The 22,175-nt window shown below is 62.4% G+C and carries 10 protein-coding genes; 5 read left to right on the top strand and 5 right to left on the bottom strand.

Annotated features, from left to right (window positions below):
* Nucleotides 1-13 precede the first annotated feature (13 nt).
* Nucleotides 14-1,420 carry a YjiH family protein gene (locus P3C50_RS11770; RefSeq protein ID WP_275546146.1) on the bottom strand — a complete coding sequence of 469 codons (1,407 nt, stop codon included), beginning with the start codon at nucleotides 1,418-1,420 and terminating at the stop codon, nucleotides 14-16.
* A 77-nt stretch (nucleotides 1,421-1,497) separates the two neighbouring features.
* The gene (gene speB / locus P3C50_RS11765) at nucleotides 1,498-2,457 is read right to left on the bottom strand and encodes an agmatinase (protein ID WP_197856628.1); all 960 of its coding nucleotides are present in this window, start codon (nucleotides 2,455-2,457) and stop codon (nucleotides 1,498-1,500) included.
* Between the two features lie 234 nt (nucleotides 2,458-2,691).
* Between speB and P3C50_RS11760 the strand changes: the two genes are divergently transcribed.
* From P3C50_RS11760 to P3C50_RS11745, 4 genes are all read left to right on the top strand, one after another.
* Nucleotides 2,692-4,248 carry an EAL domain-containing protein gene (locus P3C50_RS11760; protein ID WP_275546145.1) on the top strand — a complete coding sequence of 519 codons (1,557 nt, stop codon included), beginning with the start codon at nucleotides 2,692-2,694 and terminating at the stop codon, nucleotides 4,246-4,248.
* Nucleotides 4,249-4,264: 16 nt separating this feature from the next.
* Complete coding sequence (locus P3C50_RS11755) at nucleotides 4,265-5,167, top strand: LysR family transcriptional regulator (protein ID WP_275546144.1); 903 nt, start codon at nucleotides 4,265-4,267, stop codon at nucleotides 5,165-5,167.
* Nucleotides 5,168-5,283: 116 nt separating this feature from the next.
* Nucleotides 5,284-6,849, top strand: a complete 1,566-nt coding sequence (locus tag P3C50_RS11750; protein WP_275546143.1) for a PAS domain-containing methyl-accepting chemotaxis protein — start codon at nucleotides 5,284-5,286, stop codon at nucleotides 6,847-6,849.
* A gap of 93 nt (nucleotides 6,850-6,942) precedes the next feature.
* Entirely contained in the window at nucleotides 6,943-7,536 is a 594-nt protein-coding gene (locus P3C50_RS11745) for a tRNA-uridine aminocarboxypropyltransferase (RefSeq protein WP_275546142.1), read from the top strand.
* Nucleotides 7,537-7,702: 166 nt separating this feature from the next.
* Here P3C50_RS11745 and P3C50_RS11740 read toward each other — a convergent pair whose 3' ends face one another.
* The 3 genes from P3C50_RS11740 to P3C50_RS11730 all read right to left on the bottom strand — a co-directional run bounded on the left by P3C50_RS11740 (nucleotide 7,703) and on the right by P3C50_RS11730 (nucleotide 12,851).
* The gene (locus tag P3C50_RS11740) at nucleotides 7,703-9,061 is read right to left on the bottom strand and encodes an HlyD family type I secretion periplasmic adaptor subunit (protein ID WP_275546141.1); all 1,359 of its coding nucleotides are present in this window, start codon (nucleotides 9,059-9,061) and stop codon (nucleotides 7,703-7,705) included.
* Nucleotides 9,062-9,073: 12 nt separating this feature from the next.
* Nucleotides 9,074-11,224 (bottom strand): type I secretion system permease/ATPase, encoded by a 2,151-nt coding sequence (locus tag P3C50_RS11735; RefSeq protein ID WP_275546140.1) that lies wholly within the window; start codon nucleotides 11,222-11,224, stop codon nucleotides 9,074-9,076.
* Nucleotides 11,225-11,495: 271 nt separating this feature from the next.
* On the bottom strand, nucleotides 11,496-12,851 hold the full coding sequence (locus P3C50_RS11730; RefSeq protein ID WP_275546139.1) for a TolC family outer membrane protein: 1,356 nt from the start codon (nucleotides 12,849-12,851) through the stop codon (nucleotides 11,496-11,498).
* A gap of 448 nt (nucleotides 12,852-13,299) precedes the next feature.
* On the opposite strand from P3C50_RS11730, the gene P3C50_RS11725 reads away from it, so the two are divergent.
* On the top strand, nucleotides 13,300-22,107 hold the full coding sequence (locus tag P3C50_RS11725; protein WP_275546138.1) for a retention module-containing protein: 8,808 nt from the start codon (nucleotides 13,300-13,302) through the stop codon (nucleotides 22,105-22,107).
* The last annotated feature ends 68 nt before the right edge of the window (nucleotides 22,108-22,175 follow it).

Raw genomic sequence — 22,175 nt, 5'->3', positions numbered from 1 at the left:
ATTCCTCCTGGCATCAGCCAACGATCCAATGCGCCATCAGCGCGATGATCGGCAGGGTGATCAGGGTGCGGATGGTGAATATGACGAACAGCTCCAGCAGGTTCAGCGGCAGCTTGGCCTTGAGGATCAGCACGCCGACTTCGGACATGTAGATCAGCTGGGTCAGCGACACACAGGCGACCACGAAGCGCGTCAGCTCGCTTTCGATGCCCTTGCCCAGTACCGCCGGCAGGAACATGTCGGCAAAACCCACCAGCATGGCCGGCGCCGCCTTGGCCGCTTCCGGCAACTGCAGCAGCTCGAGCAGGGGCACGAAGGGGTAGGACAGCCAGTTGAAGACTGGCGTGAATTCGGCAATCGCCAGGGACACGGTGCCGATGGCCATCACCAGTGGCAGCAGACCCAGCCAGATGTCGACCACGTTGTGCACGCCGATCTTCACCATCTGCGCCGGCGAGGGGGTGGCGTTGGCGCGCTGGACCGCCTGGGTCAGGCCCCAGCGCAGCAGCGAGGTGCCGGCCGGCACGTCTTCCTGGATCTGCTTGCCGACGCCGGCGACGTATTCGTCCTTTTTCCACGACAGCGGCGGGATGCGCGGGGTGATGATGGCGGCGGCGAGGCCAGCGACCACCACGGTCAGGTAGAAGGGCACGAACAGGTGATCGAGCTTCATGAAACTGGTGATCAGCAGGCTGAAGGCGATCGAGGCGATGGAGAAGTTGGTGGCGATCACCGCGGCTTCCCGCGCGCTATAAAAACCCTTCTGGTACTGCTGGGCGGTGATCAGCACGCCGACGGTGCCGGAGCCGAGCCACGAGGCGATGGCGTCGATGGCCGAGCGGCCCGGCAAACCGAATATCTTGCGAAACACATTACGCACGATGGTGCCGATGAACTCCATCAGACCGTAGTCGGTAAGCAGCGGCAGGATCAGGCCGGCAACCAGGAAGAAGGTGATCAGTACCGGCGCCAGGTCTTTCAGCACCACGCCGCCAGTGTTGGCGCTCCAGATCCATTCCGGGCCGAACTGCCAGAAGGTCATGGCGGCGAACAGCGCGCCGAGCACACGCAGGCCCAGCCACAGCGGGTGCAGCACGAACAGGTCGTGCAGCGGTTGGCGCTCGCTCAGCCAGCGCGGCTTGAGCAGGCTGCCGAGGACGCCCAGCACGGCCGAGAGGATCAGCAGTGCGGTGGCGATAGCCGGCAGATGGTCGTTGACGGCGGCCTTGAGCGCATCGGCCATCACGCCGAGGCCGATGGTTACCTTCTCTTCATAGACGATGGGAGTCAGAAACAGCAGTACGCCGAGCAGCGAGGGGATCAGGAAGATCAAAAGCTGGCGCAGGCTATAGGGCTGTGCGGCAAGGTCGTTGGCTGGCGGCTGCTTGTCCAGCGTTGGAGCAGCGTCTTCTCGATTCATCAGGGCACCCTAATTCTTGTTGTATGAACGTGCCGGGTGCCGCTATGGACACCCGTGCGGGTATAAAAAGCCGTGGGTCAGCGGCGCTGAACCCCCGGCAGCACGCAGAGCATTTCGTAGAGCAGGTTGGCACCGAGCAGCGAGGTGTTGCCCGTGGTGTCGTAGGGCGGCGAGACCTCCACCAGGTCGCCGCCGATCAGGTCCAGGCCCTGGCAACCGCGGATGATCTCCATGGCCTGGATGGTGGTCAGGCCGCCGATTTCCGGGGTGCCGGTGCCGGGCGCCCAGGCCGGGTCGATGCCGTCGATATCGAAGGACAGGTACACCGGGCCGCCGCCGACCTTCTCGCGCACTTCGGCCATCAGCGGCGCCAGCGACTGGTGCCAGCATTCCTCGGCCTGCACCACGCGAAAGCCCTGCTTGCGGCTCCAGTTAAAGTCCTCGGCGGTGTAGCCCTGAGCGCGCAGGCCGATCTGCACCACGCGCTGGCTGTCGAGCAGGCCTTCTTCCTGGGCGCGTCGGAAGGTGGTGCCGTGGGCAATCTTCTCGCCGAACATGTGGTCGTTCACATCGGCGTGGGCATCGACGTGCACCAGGCCGATCTTGCCGTACTTCTTATGCAGCGCGCGCAGGATTGGCAGGGTGATGGTGTGGTCGCCGCCCAGGGTCAGCGGCTTGATATCGAGTTCGACGATCTCGTCGTAGGCCTCTTCGATGATGCGCACGGCGTCGAGCAGGTTGAAGGTGTTGATCGCCACGTCGCCGATATCGGCCACGTTCAGCGAGTCGAAGGGGGCGGCGCCGGTGGCCATGTTGTACGGGCGGATCATCACCGACTGGGCGCGAATCTCGCGCGGGCCGAAGCGGGTGCCGGAGCGCAGCGAGGTGCCGATGTCCAGCGGCACGCCGACGAAGGCAGCATCGAGCTGGCGTTTTTCCTCGGGAGTCTGGATATGGGGCAGGCGCATCATGGTGGCGATGCCGCCGAAGCGGGGCATTTCGTTGCCGCCCAGGGGCTGATGAAAAGCGTTGTCCATGGGAGGGCCTCACGGTTGTTGTGTTTGTAGGAATCGTTGCCGCGGATTCTTGGGCAGCTGTTCATCAGGAAAAATCGATTCAGGCAAAAACTTAGTTCAGAGATTTCTAAACTAACTGTTCGATACTAGACTGATCGACCTCAGCTCCGAAGCGCCGCCGGTAACTGTTAGCCTCAGTACGGCGGCGTGTGGGTATGTTGCGTCTGATACTGAACTTACGGCGAGGAAGCCCGGATGCCGCTAACCGCTTACCGCGCCAATCGTCTCCGCCTTAGGCTGTGCGCATCTCTCACGGTAGGAATGCTGCCGATCGTGCTCGGCCTGATATTTCTGTACGTGCAGGCCGGAATCGTGCTGCGTGATATCAGCCGCACCAGCGCCGCCGACGCCGTGCGCCAGATCGACCTGATGCTCGACAATGCTGGCTTGGCCGCCAGCGAAGTATTGCCGCAGGTTGGCAGACCCTGCGAAGAGGTCGAACTGGTGCTACGCGAACAGGTTGCCACCGTGCCCTTCGTGCGCTCGGTCAACCTGACGGATAACGGACGGCTGTACTGCTCATCGCTGTTCGGCGCATTCGAGGAGCAGATCGACTCCGCCACCTACGTAGCCGGTCGGCTGCGGTTGCTGGCGGGCAACCCGGTCACCCCGAATCATTCATTGCTGGTTTATCGCGACGTCGTGGGCGAGCGCGGCGCGCTGGTGGCGATAGACGGACGTTACCTGGCCAACGTGTTGCAGTCGGTGGATCGCGGGGCCTTCATGCAATTGCTGGTGGGTGAGCAGTGGATGCCGCGCAGCGGGCTGGTGCGAGCGGGGCGCCTGCCCGAATACCCCTTGGCTCAGGTCACGCTGGTTTCTGCGCGCTATCCCTATCAGGTGCGTGCGGCGTTTCCCGGAGGCGCGCGGCTGCGCTACATGGGCGCGCAATATCCGGTGTTGTTCGTGTTGCTGGGGCTGCTGGGCGCGCTGGCCGGCGTTGGCAGCCACTGGTTGCTGGCGCGCTCCAGCTCGCCCAGCATCGAACTGCGCCGTGCGCTGCAGGCCGGGGAGTTCATTCCCTATTTCCAGCCGCTGGTGCGCAGCGGTTCGCAGCAGTGGACAGGCGCCGAGGTGTTGATGCGCTGGCAGCACCCGCGCGAGGGGCTGGTGCGCCCGGATCTGTTCATTCCGTTGGCAGAAAGCTCCGGCCTGATTGTGCCCATGACCCGAGAGCTGATGCGGCAGACGGCCGAGTTGCTGGCGCCGGTGGCAGATCGACTCGGCGGCGGGTTTCACATCGGCATCAACATCGCAGCCGTACATTGCCGTAGCCGTGAACTGGTCGAGGACTGCCGGAGCTTTCTGCAAGCCTTCGTACCGGGTCAGGTGGTGCTGACGCTGGAATTGACCGAGCGCGAACTGCTGGAGCCGGACGCCTTCACCGATCAGTTGTTCGCCGACTTGCACGAGATGGGCGTGAAGATCGCCCTGGACGACTTCGGCACTGGTCACTCCAGCCTGAGTTACTTGCACAAGCTCAAGGTGGACTATCTGAAGATCGACCAGAGTTTCGTTGCCATGATCGGCAAGGATGCGCTGTCGTTGCACATTCTAGATAGCGTGATCGAGCTGTGTGCCAAGCTGCAACTGGAGGTGATCGCCGAAGGGGTGGAGGATGAACAGCAGCTTCGTTACCTGGCCGACCAGAAGGTCGATTATCTCCAGGGTTACCTGATTGGCCGGCCGCTTCCTGCCAGCGAGTTTCTCTCTCGTGCGTGTTCTGACCTGGCTGCAACCAATCCGTCATAACTCTAGACTGCTCAGCATGCTGACTCATTCCTCTTCGCTACCCGATCTCAAACTGCTTCGTGTCTTTGCCTGTGTGGTGCGCCACCAGGGCTTTGCCGCTGCGCAGCAGGAGCTGAACCTGTCCACTTCAGCCATCAGCACCTACATGAGTCAGCTGGAAAGCCAGCTCGGCATCGTGCTTTGCCATCGCGGCCGTGGCGGCTTCAGCCTGACCAGCAAGGGCGAACTCTTCCACCAGGAAACCCTGCGCCTGCTGAGCGAGCTGGAGGATTTCGAACGCTACTCCGCGGCGCTCAAAGGCGAGCTGCGAGGCACGCTCAACCTGGGTGTGCTGGACTCGACCGTCAGCGATCCGGCACTGCCGCTGGCTGACGTGATCGGTGCGTATAGTCAGGAACACCCCGGCGTGCATCTGCATCTGTCGGTAATGAGCCCATACGAACTTCAGCTGGCTGTACTGGACAACCGTCTGGATCTGGCCATCGGCGCTTTTTCCACGCGAATGACCGGCCTGGTCTATCAGCCGCTTTACCGCGAGCAGCACTGGCTCTACTGCAGCGAGCGGCATTCATTGTTCGAGCAGCGCCGTATCCCCGCAGAAGTGATCACCCAGCAACGTATGGTCGGTCGCGGCTACTGGAGCCAGGCGGAGCTTGCTCGTCATGGTTTCAAGCACAGTGCGGCCACCGTGGAGTCGATGGAGGCGCAACTGATTCTGGTGCTCTCCGGCGCTTATATCGGTTACTTGCCAGAGCACTACGCGCACCCGTGGGCCGAGCAACAGCGCCTCAAGGTACTGCTGCCCACGACGTTCGGCTACCAGGCACCGTTCTCCCTGATCCTGCGTCGTGGCCGCTCGCGTGAACCTATGATCCAGACGTTCCGAGATTTGCTCAAGACGCAGCTGAATCAGAACTGAAACAGGGTCGCCTTCTTCTCCGAAAGGCGTACAGCCTAACCCTGGCGCGCTTATTAGGCTGTGCTAGTACTTATTCATACGTCTGTCTCAACTCTAATGCGAACAGGGAAGCCTCGATGCGCCAGAACCTGCCCGTGACTCAGCGGGAAAGAACCTTCCCCGCGGAAGACCGCCTGATTTCCACCACCGACCTCAACAGCAAGATCACCTACTGCAACGATGCATTCGTCGAGATCAGCGGCTTCACGCGTGAGGAGTTGATCGGCCAGCCGCATAACCTCGTGCGACATCCGGACATGCCGCCGGCGGTGTTTGGCCACATGTGGGAGACGATCAAGCAGGGCAAGCCCTGGATGGGGATCGTCAAGAATCGCTCGAAGAATGGCGACTTCTACTGGGTCAGCGCGTACGTCACGCCGATCTATGAGAACGGCCGAATTGCCGGATACGAGTCGGTGCGTTCATTACCGACAGAGGCCCAGAAACGGCGTGCAGAAGCGCTTTATGCGCGCTTGCGTGCGGGCAAACCGCCAGTGCCGAAGCTCGAGTACTGGACTTACGACCTGGTACGGTCATGGCCGCTGATTGTCGCGTCATTACTGATCGTCGCGGCGCACTGGGTGATCTCGGGCTGGCCACTGATGGCCTTCATAATTCTGACCTTGTTCGCTCTGGGCTCCTACCAGCTTCATAGCAAGCGGCAGCTCATTCGACGAACCCTCGCCGAACATCCGAAAGCCTTCACCAGCGGTCTGGTGGCGTTGACGTACAGCGACAATCGCGGCGCCCAGGCGCTGCTGGATATGGCGATGATCAGCGAGGAAGCGCGTTTGCAGACGGCGCTGACGCGATTGGAAGACGCCGGGGAGGGCGTCAAGAAACGCGCATCGCAATCCGCCGAGCTGTCGCGTTCGAGCTCCGAGCTTCTCGACCAGCAACGTGCCGAGACCGACCAGTCGGCAACGGCCATCAACCAGATGGCCGCGACCATTCAGGAGGTCGCGCACAACGTACAGAACACCTCGCATGCTGCCGAGGAAGCCGATCGCCTGGCGCGTGACGGGCGCGACCTGGCGGTCGGCAGTCTCGACTCAATGCGGCAGATGGCCAAGGCCGTCAACGACATTGGCCAGGCGGTCAACGAGCTGGCCAACTCCACCCAGTCCATCGGCAGCGTGGCCGATGTGATTACATCGATCGCCGAGCAGACCAATCTGCTGGCGCTCAATGCCGCCATCGAGGCGGCGCGGGCAGGCGAGCAGGGCCGTGGCTTCGCGGTGGTGGCCGATGAGGTGCGTTCGCTGGCCTCGCGCACGCGCCAGTCCACCGAGCAGATTCACCAGATCATTTCCGACCTGCGTGCCGGGGCCGAGCGTGCGGTGGTGACCGCGGGTAGGGGCGAGGAAATTTCCCGCGGCAGTGTGCAAAGCGTGGAGTCGGTGCGCGATGCGCTGGAGGGTATCAGTTCGGCGGTGACGCGCATCACCGGCATGAGCCAGCAGATGGCGGCCGCGTCCGAAGAACAGAGTCACGTGGCCGAGGATATCAGCCGGCAGATCACCCGCATCGCCCAGCTTTCCGATCACAGCGCCGGTCAGGCGCATCAGGGCGTGGCCATCAGCCGAGAGCTGGAAGAGATGGCCGATTATCTGCACAGCCTGGCTGAGCGCTTCAATCGCTGACCGCGCAACGCGGGTGCGTCCGGAAATTTCGAGTCATTCCCGGATTGCATCCGGGCTACGTGAGCGCGGGGGTATTCTGGCAAACTGCGGCGCATGCCTCGTCCGACCTGTTGCCGTTGTCAGCGCCCCCTCAGCCGTTGTCTCTGCCCGCTGATTCCCGATCTCGATAGCCGTACTCATGTGCTCATCCTGCAGCACCCGAGCGAGGTCGGCCATGCGCTGAATACTGCGCGCCTGGCGGCGTTGGGGTTGCGCAATGCCGAGCTGCGCGTCGGCGAGGTATTCGATGATCTGCCGCAATTGCTCGCTCGGCCTGACTATCGGGCCTGCCTGCTGTTTCCCGGTGAAGAGGCTGTCGCTCTGAGCGCTTATGCGCCTGACGAGAAACCCTTGCTGCTGGTGGTGCCCGATGGCACCTGGCGCAAGGCGCGCAAGCTGCTGCACCTCAACCCGCTGTTAGCGGCATTGCCGCGCGTTAGCCTGGGCACCGTCGCTCCGTCACGCTATCGGCTGCGCAAGGCGCCGCAGGAGGGTGCGCTGTCGACCATCGAAGCGATTGCCGCGGCATTGGATACGCTCGAGGCGCCTCAGGGTTTCGCTGCATTGCTCAGACCCTTCGATGCGTTGATCGAGGGGCAGATCGCGGCGATGGGAAAAGAGGTCTTCATCCGCAATCACCAGCGCTGATGCAGTGCGCACGGCGCACCAGCTTTTGATGAATGCTAGGGTTCGGGCTCGTGACATATGGCGCATCCGGCGATGCCGCGTAGCCCGGATGCAATCCGGGGAGGTTCTACGTCTCGACGATCAATCCCGGATTTCATCTGGGCTACGCAGAGTGCACGGCATGTATTCAGCGCTCGCGCATGGCCTCCGAGCGGGCCTTGAGCACCGGCTTGAGCAAGTACGACAGCACGCTCTTCTCGCCAGTGATGATGTCCACGGTGGCGACCATGCCGGGGATGATCAGCAGGGGGTTCTCCTCGCTGCCCAGGTGGCTTTTGTCCGTGCGCACCTGAATCAGGTAAAAGCTGTTGCCTTCCTCATCGGTGATGGTGTCGGCGCTGATCAGTTCCAGGTTGGCCTTGAGCCCGCCATAGATGGTGTAGTCGTAGGCGGTGAACTTGACCATCGCCTTCTGCCCGGGGTGCAGGAACGCCACGTCCTGCGGGCGTACCTTGGCTTCGATCAGCAGGCTGTCGTCCAGCGGCACAATCTCGACCATGTCGCTGCCCGGCTGCACCACGCCGCCGATGGTGTTGACCTTGAGCTGCTTGATCACCCCGCGCACGGGTGACGTCACGGTGGTGCGGGTCACTTTGTCTTCGATGGCAACACGGGTCGCGGTGATCTTCTGCAGTTCGGTGCGCACCTCGTTGAGTTCCTTGAAAGCATCGGAGCGGAAGCTCAGCTCGGACTCGTCCATCTTGCTCTTGATCTCGCTCATCGCTGCTTCAGCGCGAGGGATGGCCAGGTTGGTGGCTTCCAGCGAGCCACGCACCTCCACCAGGCTGCGGCGCAGGCGCAGCACTTCGACTTGGGAAATCGCGCCCGAGGCCACCAGCGGTTGCGACATGTTCAGCTCCTGCTGCAGCAGGCCCAGGCTGGAACGATACTGCTGGGCCTTGGAGCGAAATTCGGCGAGCTCCTGCTCCTTCTGGCGCAACTGCTCGCCGAGGGTGCGTTGTTCGCTTTGCAGGCGTTGCTGCCGTGAGCGGTACAGGGCCAGTTCATCCTCGGCCAGTTGCGGTGCGCCCTGGAGGACCTCTTCCGGCAGGCTGGGTTCGCGCCCTTCGGCTTCGGCGCCTAGCCTCTCCAGACGAGCCATCAGCGCCAGGCGATCGGCTTCGGTTTCGCCACGATTGGACAGAAAACGTGTGTCATCCAGGCGCAGCAGAGTGTCGCCCTTGTCCACTACCTGGCCTTCGCGAACGAAGATTTCGCTGACGATGCCGCCTTCCAGGTTCTGGATCACCTGAATTTTGCTCGAGGGAATGGCCTTGCCCTCGCCGGTGGTGACTTCCTCCAGCACGGCGAAGTGGGCCCAGGCCATTGCGGTCAGCAGACAGGCGCTGACTGCCCATACCGTGACGCGGCTCAACCAGGGCGAATCCTCGAGAATGGCGCCTTCCACTTCCGGCATGAACTCGGTGTCCTGGCGTTTCTCGCGCAGGCCATCAAGGTAACTGCCGAGGCTCTGTGTGGCTTGCATGGCAGGGCGCTCCTAGAGGCTGGCCGGGCCAACACGGCCCTTGCGCAAGGCTTCGATGACGGCTTCCTTCGGCCCGTCGGCAACGATGCGGCCGTTGTCGAGAACGGCCAGGCGGTCGACCAGGCTGAGCATGGAGGCGCGGTGGGTGATGAGAATCAGGGTCTTGCCCTGCACCCAGTTTTGCAGTCGTTGACGCAGTTGGTCTTCGCTGGTGTTGTCCATGGCGCTGGTGGGCTCGTCGAGCACCAGAATCGGCGGGTCGAGCAACAGTGCGCGGGCCAGCAGCACGGCCTGGCGCTGACCGCCGGAGAGCAGCTGGCCGCGTTCGCCCACCGGACGGTCGAAGCCCTGCGGATGCTGTCGCGCCAAGTCGACCACGCCGGTCAGTTCGGCGACTTCGAGCATGCGCGCATCGCTGATGTAACGCGCGCCCAGGGTCAGGTTGTCGCGCAGGCTGCCGGCCAGCAGCGGCAGATCGTGGGCAACGTAGCCGATCTGGTGGCGCAGGTCGGCCACATCGAGCTGACGCAGGTCGAGATTGTCCAGCAGGATCTGGCCTTCATCGGCGCTGTAGAAGGCCATCAGCAGGCGGGCCAGGGTGCTCTTGCCCGAGCCGCTGCGGCCGATGATGCCGAGGCGCTCGCCAGCCGCCATGCGCAGGCTAACGTTGCTCAGCGCCGGCGCGCTCTGGCCAGGGTAGGTGAAGCTGATCTGGCGCACCTCCAGCGTCCCCTTGAGCTGGGTGCGGTCCAGCGGGCGCTGCTTGTCCTGGCGCTCCTGGGGCAGGGCCATCAGCGCGTCGGTACTGGTCATGGTCAGGCGTGCCTGTTGGTAGCGGGTGATCAGTCCTGCGATCTGTCCCAGCGGCGCGAGAATTCGGCTGCCGAGCATGTAGCAGGCCACCAGCGCACCGACGCTGAGGTTGCCGGCGATGATCAGGTACACCCCGGAAACGATGGTGGCCATGCCGGCGAACTGCTGGAGGAACAGGGTGCCGTTGGTGGCCAGCGAGGCAAGGAACTTGGCATGGCCGTCCAGGCGAGTGAGGGCGCCATGGGTCTGTTCCCACTGATGCTGGCGTTCGCTCTCGGCACCGCAGACCTTGAGCATCTCCAGCCCGCCGAGCGTTTCGATCAGCAGCGCCTGACGTTGTGCGCCGAGTTGCAGGCTCTTCTGCACGGTGTCGCGCAGGCGCACCTGGATGATCCAGGCGAAAAGGATGGTGATGGGGAAGGCCAGCACCGGAATGACCACCAGCGGTCCGCCGATCAGGCCGATCACCAGCAGCATCAGCAGGGAGAAGGGCAGGTCGATCAGGCTGGTCAGGGTGACCGCAGTGAGGAAATCGCGCAGCCCCTGGAAGTCGTGGATGCTCTGGGCAAAGCCGCCGATGGTTGCCGGCCGTGCCTTCATTGACATGCCGGTGATGCGCTCGAACAGGGTAGCCGAAAGCACCACATCGGTCTTCTTGCCGGCGGTATCCAGCAGATGCGCCCGCAGCACCTTGAGCAGCAGTTCGAAGCCGGTGCCGATAAAAAGACCGATGGCCAGTACCCAGAGCGTCGAGGTGGCCTGGTTGGGTACGACGCGGTCGTAGGTCTGCATCACGAACAGCGGCACCATCAGGCCCAGCAGGTTGATCAGCAGGCTGGCCAGCACCGCATCGGTGTAGAGCCAGCGCGACAGCTTGAGGGTGTCGCGGAACCAGGCCTCGATGCGCGGCACCAGCGGTGTACGGGCTTCTTCCAGCTCATGCCGCGGACGTGCGAAGAAGGCCTGGCCGCTGTACGCGGCGGCCAGTTGTTCGCGGCTGACCCACTGTTCGCCGCCATCGGTCTCGCAGGGCAGAATCTGCGCCTGCTGCTTCGGCCCCCATTGGCGCAGCACGGCGCTGCGGCCGTCCTTGAGCAGCAGCAGCACCGGCAGGTTGAGCGGCGAAATGCTGGCGAGATCGCGCTGTAGCAGGCGGCCCTGCAGCCCGGCCCTAGCTGCGGCGCGAGCCAGCAAGTCAGGGCTCAGGCGCTGCGCCGGCAACGGCAGGCCGGCGCTCAGGCTGCCGCGACTGGCGCTGCAGCCATGCAGCCGACAAAGAATCAACAAACCATCCAACAGCGGATCGTCGTGACTGAGCCGTGGATCACTGGCTGGCCCTGGTCGTTCCATGGTGGTCAATTTCTACTACTCCTCAGAGCCTGTGCCAGGTTTGCTGCGCGTCGGCCATGCTGCGTTGAAATCGGGCTCAGAAAGCTGCTCTAGCTAACGCGCTTCAGCGCGGCCCGAAGGGCGAGCGAAGCGAGTAATGCTCATTTACAGCACGTAAACTCCGCTTCTTCGCCCAATTTCGCCTTGCCTGGCTCTAGCTCGCGAAACCTGACTGTGCAATGTCTGCTGCGCCGTCGGCCCAAGTACATTCGCGTGGGCCTTCGAACCGGGATCACTTCATATCCGGCAGGCGTGCTTCGCTTTTCACTTCCGTGAGGGCTACAGCTTCTGCCGGGACCACGACCTGTTGCTGACGCAGCAGATCCCCCATGGCCGCAACGACGCGGTACATGGAGAACTCTTCGCCATAGCGAACCTCGGTGTAGCGGCGATTGGCAGTGAACAATTCGTTTTCGCTGTCGAGCAGGTCGAGCAGGGTGCGTTGGCCCAGGCTGAACTGCTGCTGATAGGCCTCGCGAACGCGAGAGGTGTAGTCCGCGTAATCGCGCGCCTTGGGAGTCTGCAAGCGTGCGTTCTCCATGGCGTTCCAGGCCAGCGAGAGGTTCTCGTTGAGCACCCGCAGCGCGTTGTTGCGGATGTCCATCGACTCGTTGATCTGGTGCGCGGCCGACTGCAGGCGAGCTTTGTCGCGCATGCCGTTGAACAGGTTGTAATTCATCACCACGGCGGCTCGCCAGGTGTTGTAGTGGCCTTCGTCGCCCTGCACGTTGTCATCGGCCGAGGTGGCCAGTTCCAGGTCGAAGCGCGGATAGAAGGGGGACTTGGCAACCTCGTACTGCTTCTCGGCAGCGTTGACGTCGGCTTGCGCCGATTTCAGGAAGGGGTTGTTGTCCATCACCGTTTGCCGGGCGGCCATCAGGTCGGCAGGCATGCTGCTCTTGATCGATGCGGGGGCTTCGAGCTGGTCGGGCAGACGACCGGTGGCACTGAAGAAGTTGGCCTCGGCATCGGCCAGGTTGACCTCTTCGGTGTAGAGGTTGTTCTGCGCCAGGGCCAAACGTGCTTCGGACTGATCCAGGTCCGCGTTGCTGCCTACGCCCTGGCGGCTGCGCAGGCCGATCTGATCGCTGATGCGCTGGTGCGCCTGCAGGTTGTTGCGAGCCAGGGTGACCATCTCGCGGCGCATCAGCAGATCCAGATACACCTCGACGGTACGCAGCGCCAGGCTCTCGGAGGTGCCGAGCAGGCGATAGGCTCGGGAATTGACCACGGCCTGGGTACGCGCCACTTCGTTGGGCGTGTTGAAGCCGTCGAAGAGCATCTGGCGCAAACGCAGCTCGGCGTCACGGTAGTTCAGCGTCTCCTTGTTGTGATCGCCCAGTGCCCGGGTGCTTGGGCTGTCTGTGCGTTCCCGGCCATAGCCGACCAGCAGGTCGACGGTTGGCAGGTAGCCGCCCTTGGCGAACTTCACATCTTCATCCGATGAAAGCCGGCTATTAGCGGCGGCGTGTATCTCCGGGTGGTTGTCCAGCGTGCTCTGGATCGCTTCCGACAAATTCATGGCTTGCGCCTGACTGCAAACAGTCGCCAAAAGCATGGCGCTCCACAGCGGGGTTAAGGTGCGCATTGGCGTTTCTCCTGACTGAAGTTCTTATCCTGTCGCCATAAAAATGGCGTTTTTCCCTGTCAAACCGTTTCAGGCTTGTAACATCAGAGCTAAGAACAACTTTTGAAGGAGATAAGATGATTTTTTCACAAGCTATATTCAGAAAAAATCTTATGAAGTCTGAGAAAAGGAGCACATTGTTTGACCCTGTGAGCTGCCTGGGTCGGCATTTTCCGTGGCCTGTGCAGCTGAAATGGGCAGTCAGACATCAAAAGGGCGGGGATTTCAACTGATGGAGTAGTTCGACGCATGCTGTGGTGACATTTTTCTGTCAGTAGCGTTTTTGGGATTTTGCGCCGTTCCATTTCAATCAGCTGTCCAGGTTCTCTCCTCTGCTTCGAAAAGGTGCTCTGACCCTTTCGCTAGGTACGTGTCGGCGGTGGTCGGCAGCTGTAGTGAGGATGGAATCATGGCTACTCTTATTGGTGTCGTCAGTCAGGTTGTCGGCGAAGTGTTCGCGGTAGCGAGCGACGGATCGCGCCGGCCAATCAGTGAAGGTGATCGGGTCTACGCGGGCGAGCAGCTGGTCACCGGAGCGTCCGGTGCGGTTGCGGTGGCCATGAGCAACGGACAGCAACTGACCCTGGGTCGCGACAGCAGCATCACCCTCGATGCGCAGATGCTCGCTTCTGGCAGCGAGACGCAGCCCCCGAGCGCAGATACACCTCCGAGCACTGCGCCGAGCGATGACGACCTCAGCGATGTCGAGCGCCTGCAAGCGGCCATCGAAGCGGGTGTCGATCCCACCCTGGAAGGCGAGGCCACCGCTGCCGGTCCTGGCGCCGGTGCCGGAGGCGCAGGCGGTGCTGGTGGCGGCAATTCATTCGTGATGCTGAGCGAGGTCGGCGGGGCACTGGATCCGGTCATTGGCTATCCTACCGGACCTCTCGCGGCCGCCCCGCTGTTTCCCGAGGGCGAGGTATTCGCCACCGCCGACTTCAGCCCCGAGCTGACGGTGGTCTTTCTGGATGAGCAGGGCAGCGTGGTCACCGGCCCCGGCGTGGTCGATGAAGCGGCGCTCGATGGTGGTGAGAACGGCGGTGGCCAACCGGGCAGCAACCCCGGTAGCAACGCCGAGAGGACTTCCGGCAGCCTGATCATCAATTCTCCAGATGGCATCGGCCGCATCGAGGTGCTGGATGCGAGCGGCAACTGGGTCAACGTCACGGGCGGCGGCACCGTGCAGGGCGCCTATGGCGTGCTGGTGTTCGACGCTGCCGGCAACTGGACTTACACCCTGACCGACAACAGCCTGAATCACGGTAACCCCAACGCCACTGGGGCCGATGATCAACTGTTCGATAACTTCAGCGTGCGTGTGTTCGACCTCGATGGTGATGTATCGCCGAGCGTGCCACTGACTATCGCCATCAACGACGACGGCCCCAGCGCCAGCCTCGAGTTCTCTCGCGAAGGTGGTGATGTGGTGCTCGACGAGAGCGCCGGCCTGCAGGCGGGCAGCAATGACGTCGCCGGTCCGCTGGCTGTGTTCGATAGCGTCGCCAATGCCTCTTCCGACATGCGCGCTTACGCCCAGGGCACCGCCCCTGCAGTGGTGGCCAGTTATGAATTTGGTGCCGACGAAGGTGGCGCCAGCGCCGTCTATTCCCTGGCGCTGGTCGAAGACCAGGCCAGCGATCTGACCACTACCAGTGGCAGTCCCATCACCCTGACCATCGAGAACGGCCTGGTGGTCGGTCGGGACGCCGACGGCAACGCCGCGTTCGCCGTTGCCATCGACCCGGGCACCGGCGTCATCAGCGTTGCCCAGTACCAGTCCCTGCGTCACCCCGATGGCGACGACGCCAACGACAGTATCGACCTCAATGGCCTGATCCGTGCCGTGCTGACGGTCACCGACGGCGACGGCGACAGGGCTGTGGCCAGCGCCGACATCGGCCAGTTGATCCGCTTCGTCGACGATGGCCCGACCGCCAGCATCCGGACCAACGAAGGCGTGCGCGTCAGCCATGACGAGAGCGCCGGGCTGCAGAATGGCACCGTCACCCCCACGCCCAATGGCGACGCCAACGACAACGATACCGCCTCCGGAGCAGTGGCGAGCCTGTTCAGCGGCGTCGGCAACCCCGGGAGCGATCTCTCCGCCGCCGGTTACGCCACCAGCAACGGCGCAGTGGTGGACATCTCCGGCAGCAGCAGCGGCGAGGACAATGAAGGCGCCACCACCGTGCTCAGCCTGTCCATCGTCGACGGCAACGGCAGCGACTCCGGCCTCACCACCACCGACGGCCAGACCATCCGCCTGTACCTGGAGAACGGCCTGATCGTAGGGCGCGTGGATGGCGGTGAGGCCGGCCCCGGCGCGGCGGCCTTCGCCATCGCCATCGGCCAGGACGGCAGCGTCAGCGTGGCCCAGTACGTCTCGCTGTACCACCCCGACACTGGCAGCCCCGACGACGCCGTGACCCTGGCCGGCAAGGTGCGCGCCGTGGTCACCGTGACCGACGGCGATGGTGACGTGGACAGCGCTCAGGTGGGCATCGGCGACGCCATTCGCTTCGAGGACGACGGCCCCAGCGCCGTCATTGAGCGGCTCGAAGGCGTGCGCGTCACCCACGACGAGAGCGCCGGCCTGCAGAACGCCACCGAGACCCCGGCGCCGCAGGGCGATGCCCTCGACGACGACACCAGTAACCCGGACGTGATCGCCCTGTTCGCCGGCGTGAGCAATGTCGGCACCGACCTCGCGGGCTACGCCACCAGCGCCGGACCGGTGGTCAGCACCGCCGGCAGCAGCAGCGGCGAGGACAACGAAGGCGCCACCACCGTGCTGAGCCTGGCTATCAATGGCGGCGACGGCACCGACTCGGGCCTCACCACCACCGACGGCCAGAGCATCCGCCTGTACCTGGAGAATGGCCTGATCGTTGGCCGTGTGGAAGGGGGCGACAGCGGCCGCGGCTCCGCGGTGTTCGCCGTGGCCATCGGCCAGGACGGTACCATCAGCGTCGCCCAGTACATGTCGCTGAATCACCCGGACACCAGCAGCCGCGATGAAGGCGTCGACCTCGGTGGCCTGGTCCGTGCGGTGGTCACCGTCACCGACGGGGACGGCGATGTCGATGTGGCCTCGGTCAACATCGGCGGCGCCATCCGCTTCGAGGACGACGCCCCCACTGCCAACATCCAGGTGGTGGAAGGCGCTCGCGTCACTCACGACGAAACCCCCGGCCTGCAGAACGGCAGTGCCACCCCGAGCCCGGGCAACGACGCGAACGACAACGACAGCAACAGCCCCAGCGTGATCGCCCTGTTCAGCAGCGTTGCCAATGCCGGCACCGTATTGGCGGCCGGCTACGCCAGCAGCGACGGCCCGGTGGTCGACGCTTCCGGCAGTACCACCGGCGAGGATCAGGAGGGCGCGACTACCGTGCTCAGCCTGGCAGTGCAGGACGCCGACTCGGGCCTCAGCGCCCTGGACGGTTCGCCCATCAGGCTCAGCGAGGAGGGCGGCCTGATCGTCGGCCGCGTGGAAGGTGGCATCTATGATGGCAAGGCTGCCTTCGCCGTGGCCATCGGGACGGACGGCAGCCTCAGCGTCGCCCAGTACCTCCCCCTGCGACACCCGGATAACGCCAGCCATGACGAGGCGCTGAACCTGTCTGGCAAGATCCGCGCCGTGGTCACCGTCACCGACGGGGACGGCGACGTATCGGTGGACTCCGTCGGTATCGGCGGCGCGGTGCGTTTCGAGGACGACGGCCCCACTGCCAGCAACGTGATCGCCAGCAAGGTACTCGATGACGAAGGCCTCAAGGGCGGCATCAATGGCGGGCCCGGCGATGTGAACGATGCCAACACCAGCACCAGCGGTACCCTTGGATATTACTCCGGGGCCGACGGGCTGCAGTCCATCGAGCTTACCGGGCCCAGCATGCTGGGCACAGAAAACGTGACCTCGACCTGGGACACCACCAGCAAAACCCTGACCATCGGCAGCGCCGCTCGCGGCGAACTGGTGACCGTGGTGCTGACTGACCTGGCCAGCGGCGCCTACACCGTCAATTTGCTCAAGCCGCTGATGCATCCGACCAGCGGCATTGAGGACAACGTCACCCTCAACATCGGTTATAAGATCACCGATGGCGACGGCGACACCGCTGATGGCACGCTCAAAATCATCGTCAACGATGACACGCCGACCATTCAGGCCATGCAGCCGGGCTTCGAGTCTCAGGCGACCTTCCTGGGCACCGATGCTGGCTTCAGCAACAGTTATGGCTACTACACCCGCGACGCAGACGGTGATCCGGTAGCCGGCAAGGTGATCTGGGCCAACGTGAAAACGGTTGCAGTCGGAACCGAATTCGACCTGGGTGACCTGGACCCGACTGACATGGGCTTCTTTATCATCCCCAACGGCGGCGCCAACGCTGGCTTGAGCGATGAAGCCGAGCTGACTTTCGAACAGGATGCCAACGGCAACTGGCAGGCCGTGCTCAACGGCACGCCATTGACAGGTGCGGGCGGTGCAGCTGTGCTGTTTGATAGGGCCGAGCTCAACCCCCGTGGCTCGGCGCTGCAGGACAACGACGAGCCGGGTAACCAGAACTGGGAAGATGTCGCCAGCAGTCCAGATTATGACTATAACGACGTCAGTACCAATGTGAGCTGGGGCATGCCGCTGCAGGTAGACGAAACCGACCTGGGCACGCCCGCTGGCGCCGTTGCCACGCGCGATTTCAGCTCGGCGTTCAATGCCGAATACGGCGCTGATGGCGCGGGTTGGTTGCGCTACGACCTGGCGATCAAAGCCACCGACTCGGGCTTGGTGGATACCACGTCTGGTGAGAAGGTCAAGCTGTCGTTCAACGCTCAGGGGGTGCTGGAAGGCCGTACCGAAACAGGTAATCAATTGGTCTTCACCCTGGCGGTCGACCAGGCTGGCGTCGCAACCCTGACGCAGCTGCGCGCCGTCGTGCATCCGAGCAGCCAGCCCGATGAGCTGAATCTCCTGGGTGCTGGCAAGGTGGAACTCAAGGCCACCATCACCGATGCCGATGGCGATCAGGCCACGGCCCGCATCGATCTGGGCCAAGTCATTGGCTTCCGCGATGACGCGCCGACTGCGGTGGATGATATTGCTGCGCTGTTAGTCGAGGGAAGCGCGACCAATGTGGTGCAGGGCAACGTCCTAGACAACGACCTGGCCGGTAATGACGGTGGCAAGGCGTTCAAGCAGTGGAATGATTCGCCGAGTAACGCTGCCGCCATCGCCGAACTCGGCAAATACGGCTCGCTGTTGCTTGACCCCGCTACCGGCGCCTACAGCTTTACCCTTGACAACGATGACGCCGATACCCTGGCTCTGGCCGAGGGACAAACCGTTAGCCAGCGCTTGCAGTACACAATACGCGATGCCGACGGTGACGTGTCCTCTGCCTACCTGACCATCAGAATCGTTGGTAGCAATAACGGCGTCAGCCTTGGCAACCTGGATGTATCGGGTGGCGAATTGATAGTGGACGAGCAGCATCTGGCATCAGGCTCGGCGCCGGATAGCGATGCGCTGACCCATTCCGGAACCTTCACCATCGAAGCGCCGGGCGGTATCGCATCGCTGCAGGTTGGCGACGCCCCTGCCTTCACCTTTGACCAATTGCAGGGGGCCAGCGCCAGCAGTCCGTTGCTGATCGAAAGTGCCGCGGGTGTGCTGAAGATCACCGGTTTCGACGACACCTCCGGCGCTGACACCGTCCGTTATGAGTACACGCTCGAGAATGCGGTTGCCCATCCTGGAGAGCAGGGCCGGAATACCGTGACCGACCAGTTCGGCATCGTGGTGACCGATCGTAACGGGGACAGTGCCACCGGCACGCTCGATGTCACCATCATTGATGATGTTCCGGTAGCGAAAGACAACAAGGTCTGCATCGAAGTTAATGGCCTGCCACCCTACAACCTGACCCTCGTACTGGACTCTTCCGGCAGCATGGATGAAAAGGTCAATGCCGATTTGAATGGCGATGGTACCAATGAGAATGTTACCCGGCTGGACGTTGCCAAGGCTGCGCTCGTCAATCTGATCGATAGCTACCTCGCGCTGGGCGTGTCACTCAACTTCAAGGTGATCGACTTTGATAACGGTGGTCGCCTGGTTTACGAAGGCACTGATGCTGCTGCCGCCAAAACTGCAATTAACGCCATGGAGGAAGGCGGAAACACCAACTACGCCAGTGCTCTCAACCTGGCTCGTAGCGAATTGGAATCCGACCTATCCAACCCGGCGTTAGCAGATTACGAGAATCGCCTGTACTTCCTCTCCGATGGTGAGCCGTATCCGTCTAACAACGGTGCTCCGGCAGGCTGGAAGGTCTTCGTCGACAGCAACGACATCGATGTGGTCACAGTGGGTATCCAGATTCCGGTCAATGGTAGTGCCGCAGCTGAACTGGGCAAGGTCGGCAATGCCGGTGACTCGGTCATCGTGGTTTCTGACCCGAACGACCTGTCGGCCACCCTAGGTGAAACTGTGCCGGATGCTGTGGAGGGTAACGTCATCAGCGACAGTGACTCGAGCGGCGTTGATGTACCCGGTGCGGACGGTGTGCTAAACGTAATCTCAGTCAGCTATCTTGCTGCCGACGGTGTATTGCGAACGGCTGCTGTGCCGACGGGCGGTACGACCGGTCCGCTGGAAACCTTCCGGGGCGGCAAGCTGGTCATGGCCAGTGATGGCAACTACAGTTATGTAGCGCCGAAGGGCGTCGCCGACGACAGCGAGGATGTCTTCACCTACACCGTTCGCGATGCGGATGGCGACACCTCTAGCGCTAATCTGATCCTCTGCACCAAAGATGGCGTGCCGGTTGCCAAAGACAACGAGGCTAGTGTTCCTGAGAGCGGCCTGCCGCCTTACAACCTGACCTTCGTGCTGGACTCGTCGGGTAGCATGGGCGACGTAGTCAGTGCCGATCTAGATGGTGATGGCGACAAGGAAAACGCCACCCGCCTGGATGTGGCCAAGGCAGCGTTGATCAACCTGATCGACAGCTACATCGCCTTGGGTGTGCCGCTGAACCTCAAAGTGATAGATTTCGACAGCGGTTCCGGTCTGGTCTACGAAGGCACGGATGCAGCGGAGGCCAAGATTGCCATCAATGCTATGGGCGAAGGCGGAAACACCAACTATAGCAGCGCTCTGAGCCTCGCTCGCGCGCAATTAGAAGAGGATCTGTCCAACCCCGGCCTGGCTGACTATGAGAACCGGTTGTACTTCCTGTCCGACGGCGAACCTTATCCTTCAGGCAATGGCGTGCCAGCCGGCTGGCAAAATTTCGTTGATAGCAACGATATCGACGTGATCGCGGTGGGTATCCAGGTACCGTACAGCGGCAGCGCGGTAAACGAGCTGCGCAAGGTCGGCAACACTGGCGACGCAGTAATTGTGGTGCAGGATCCGAACGAACTCTCGGCCACGCTGGCCGATACCGTACCGGCGTCGCTGGAAGGTAACGTGATCACCGATGCGGGCCCCGATGGCGTAGACGATCCGGGAGCCGATGGCCCCGTCAAAGTGATATCTATCACGTACATCGATGCGCAGGGTAACGAGGTCACCGCCGCAGTACTAGAGGGTGGTTCCAGCGGCCCGCTTACTACCGAACTCGGGGGGACGCTGGTGATCTCCAGTGATGGCAGCTACACCTACTCGGCGCCTCGCAGCGCACCTGTAGGCGCACAGGAAGTCTTCACGTACACAATTGCTGATCGTGACGGTGATACCTCCAATGCCAAGTTGACCATCAACATTCTTGATGGTGCACCGATTGCCGTGGACGAACGCGCAGTGGCACAAGAGGGCTACTGGAAAGTCGATGGCAATGTTACCTACAGCGCCGAGTATGTCGCCCCAGGACATGCTATCGATATTGGGATTTCTGACGTCTCTAATGCGCCCAATCAAGGGCAGAGGAGTTCGGCGTCCGAGATGTTCAGCGTGACAGCGCGTGATGGGGCGCCGGCTACTGTAACTTTCAGCGTCCGGACAAGTGACTGGAACTCTGAGGATCGTTGGCAGGCTGAGCTATTCAAAGTTGGTCAAGCCATGGCAGTGGACTCAATCTTCGATCAGGATGCCGGTAGGCAGGATGTGAGCTTCGACTCGATTAACGAGTCGGGGGACTACTACGTCAAGTTCACCGTTTTCGACAAGTCGGGTTCCAGCTGGAACCCGTTCAATGATCGAGCTGATCTGCGCATCGACAAGCTGCAGTACACCAACAACCTGCAGAGCATCAACGTCACGGTACCTGGCGTCGCCTGGGTCGTTGCACTGCTTGCTTCGGGCAATGTGCTCGGCGGCGACAATCCGGGTCCGAATGGTGGGCTGAAGGTTACCCATGTCGATGGTCATGCGATACCGGTTGACGGGCTGACCCTGCAAGGACAGCATGGCAGCCTGCATATCGCCAGCGACGGCGCCTATACCTACACGCCGAACGCTACCGATCTGCCTCTGGGGTCATCCGAACAGTTCGCCTATAAGATTGTGGATGCCGATGGCAGCACTGGCAGCGCGGTGCTGAAGATCGATATCAAGGATTGGTCGTACAGCGAGAGGGCCACCAACGGCAATGACATGATCGGTGGCAACGACGTTGGAAATACGCTCAGCGGCCTGCGCGGCAACGACGTGATCTATGGAGGAGCGGGCAGCGACACGCTCAGCGGCGGCGACGGCAACGATCACCTGCTCGGGGGGGATGGCGATGACGCCCTATATGGCGATTCCGGCAACGATGTGCTGAACGGTGGCGCCGGTAACGACCGCCTGGAAGGAGGTGCTGGCAACGACATCCTGCTCGGTGGTCTCGGTGATGACATCCTCATCGGCGGTCCGGGTAACGACATCCTCATCGGTGGTGCTGGCGACGACACCTTCGTCTGGAATGCCGGGGATCGCGGCGGCAACTATCACGACATCGTCAAGGACTTCGGCAACGGCAATGACCGACTCGATCTGTCCGAGCTGCTGACCGGTGTTGGCCCCAACGCCGATGGTGATGCGCTTAGCCACTACCTGAGCTTCGACTTCGCCATTGACCCGGGCAGCACAGTGATCGCTGTGTCCAGCGCGGGTAATGGCAACGTCGACCAGACCATCACGCTGGAGAACACCATCGTCGGCGGTGGCATGGGTAATGCGGCCGACATTATCGACAACATGCTGGACAACAACCAACTGGTGGTCTGAGTGGAGCAGGGCGCCCGCAGTTTGCGAGCGCCTTATCCGCTACGGGATGTTCCCTTGGGCCGCTCTCT

Origin of the sequence: Pseudomonas sp. Marseille-Q0931, assembly GCF_940789645.1 — a bacterium.
Taxonomy (GTDB): Bacteria; Pseudomonadota; Gammaproteobacteria; order Pseudomonadales; family Pseudomonadaceae; genus Aquipseudomonas.
This window is presented reverse-complemented; position numbering and strand designations above follow the sequence as displayed.

Bases quoted from the DNA above. Each gene is read 5' to 3' on its own strand.
- P3C50_RS11755 (WP_275546144.1), top strand. From the start codon at position 4,265: ATGCTGACTCATTCCTCTTCGCTACCCGATCTCAAACTGCTTCGTGTC.
- speB (WP_197856628.1), bottom strand. From the start codon at position 2,457: ATGGACAACGCTTTTCATCAGCCCCTGGGCGGCAACGAAATGCCCCGC.
- P3C50_RS11770 (WP_275546146.1), bottom strand. From the start codon at position 1,420: ATGAATCGAGAAGACGCTGCTCCAACGCTGGACAAGCAGCCGCCAGCC.
- P3C50_RS11745 (WP_275546142.1), top strand. From the start codon at position 6,943: ATGCCTCGTCCGACCTGTTGCCGTTGTCAGCGCCCCCTCAGCCGTTGT.
- P3C50_RS11725 (WP_275546138.1), top strand. From the start codon at position 13,300: ATGGCTACTCTTATTGGTGTCGTCAGTCAGGTTGTCGGCGAAGTGTTC.
- P3C50_RS11740 (WP_275546141.1), bottom strand. From the start codon at position 9,061: ATGCAAGCCACACAGAGCCTCGGCAGTTACCTTGATGGCCTGCGCGAG.
- P3C50_RS11750 (WP_275546143.1), top strand. From the start codon at position 5,284: ATGCGCCAGAACCTGCCCGTGACTCAGCGGGAAAGAACCTTCCCCGCG.
- P3C50_RS11730 (WP_275546139.1), bottom strand. From the start codon at position 12,851: ATGCGCACCTTAACCCCGCTGTGGAGCGCCATGCTTTTGGCGACTGTT.
- P3C50_RS11735 (WP_275546140.1), bottom strand. From the start codon at position 11,224: ATGGAACGACCAGGGCCAGCCAGTGATCCACGGCTCAGTCACGACGAT.
- P3C50_RS11760 (WP_275546145.1), top strand. From the start codon at position 2,692: ATGCCGCTAACCGCTTACCGCGCCAATCGTCTCCGCCTTAGGCTGTGC.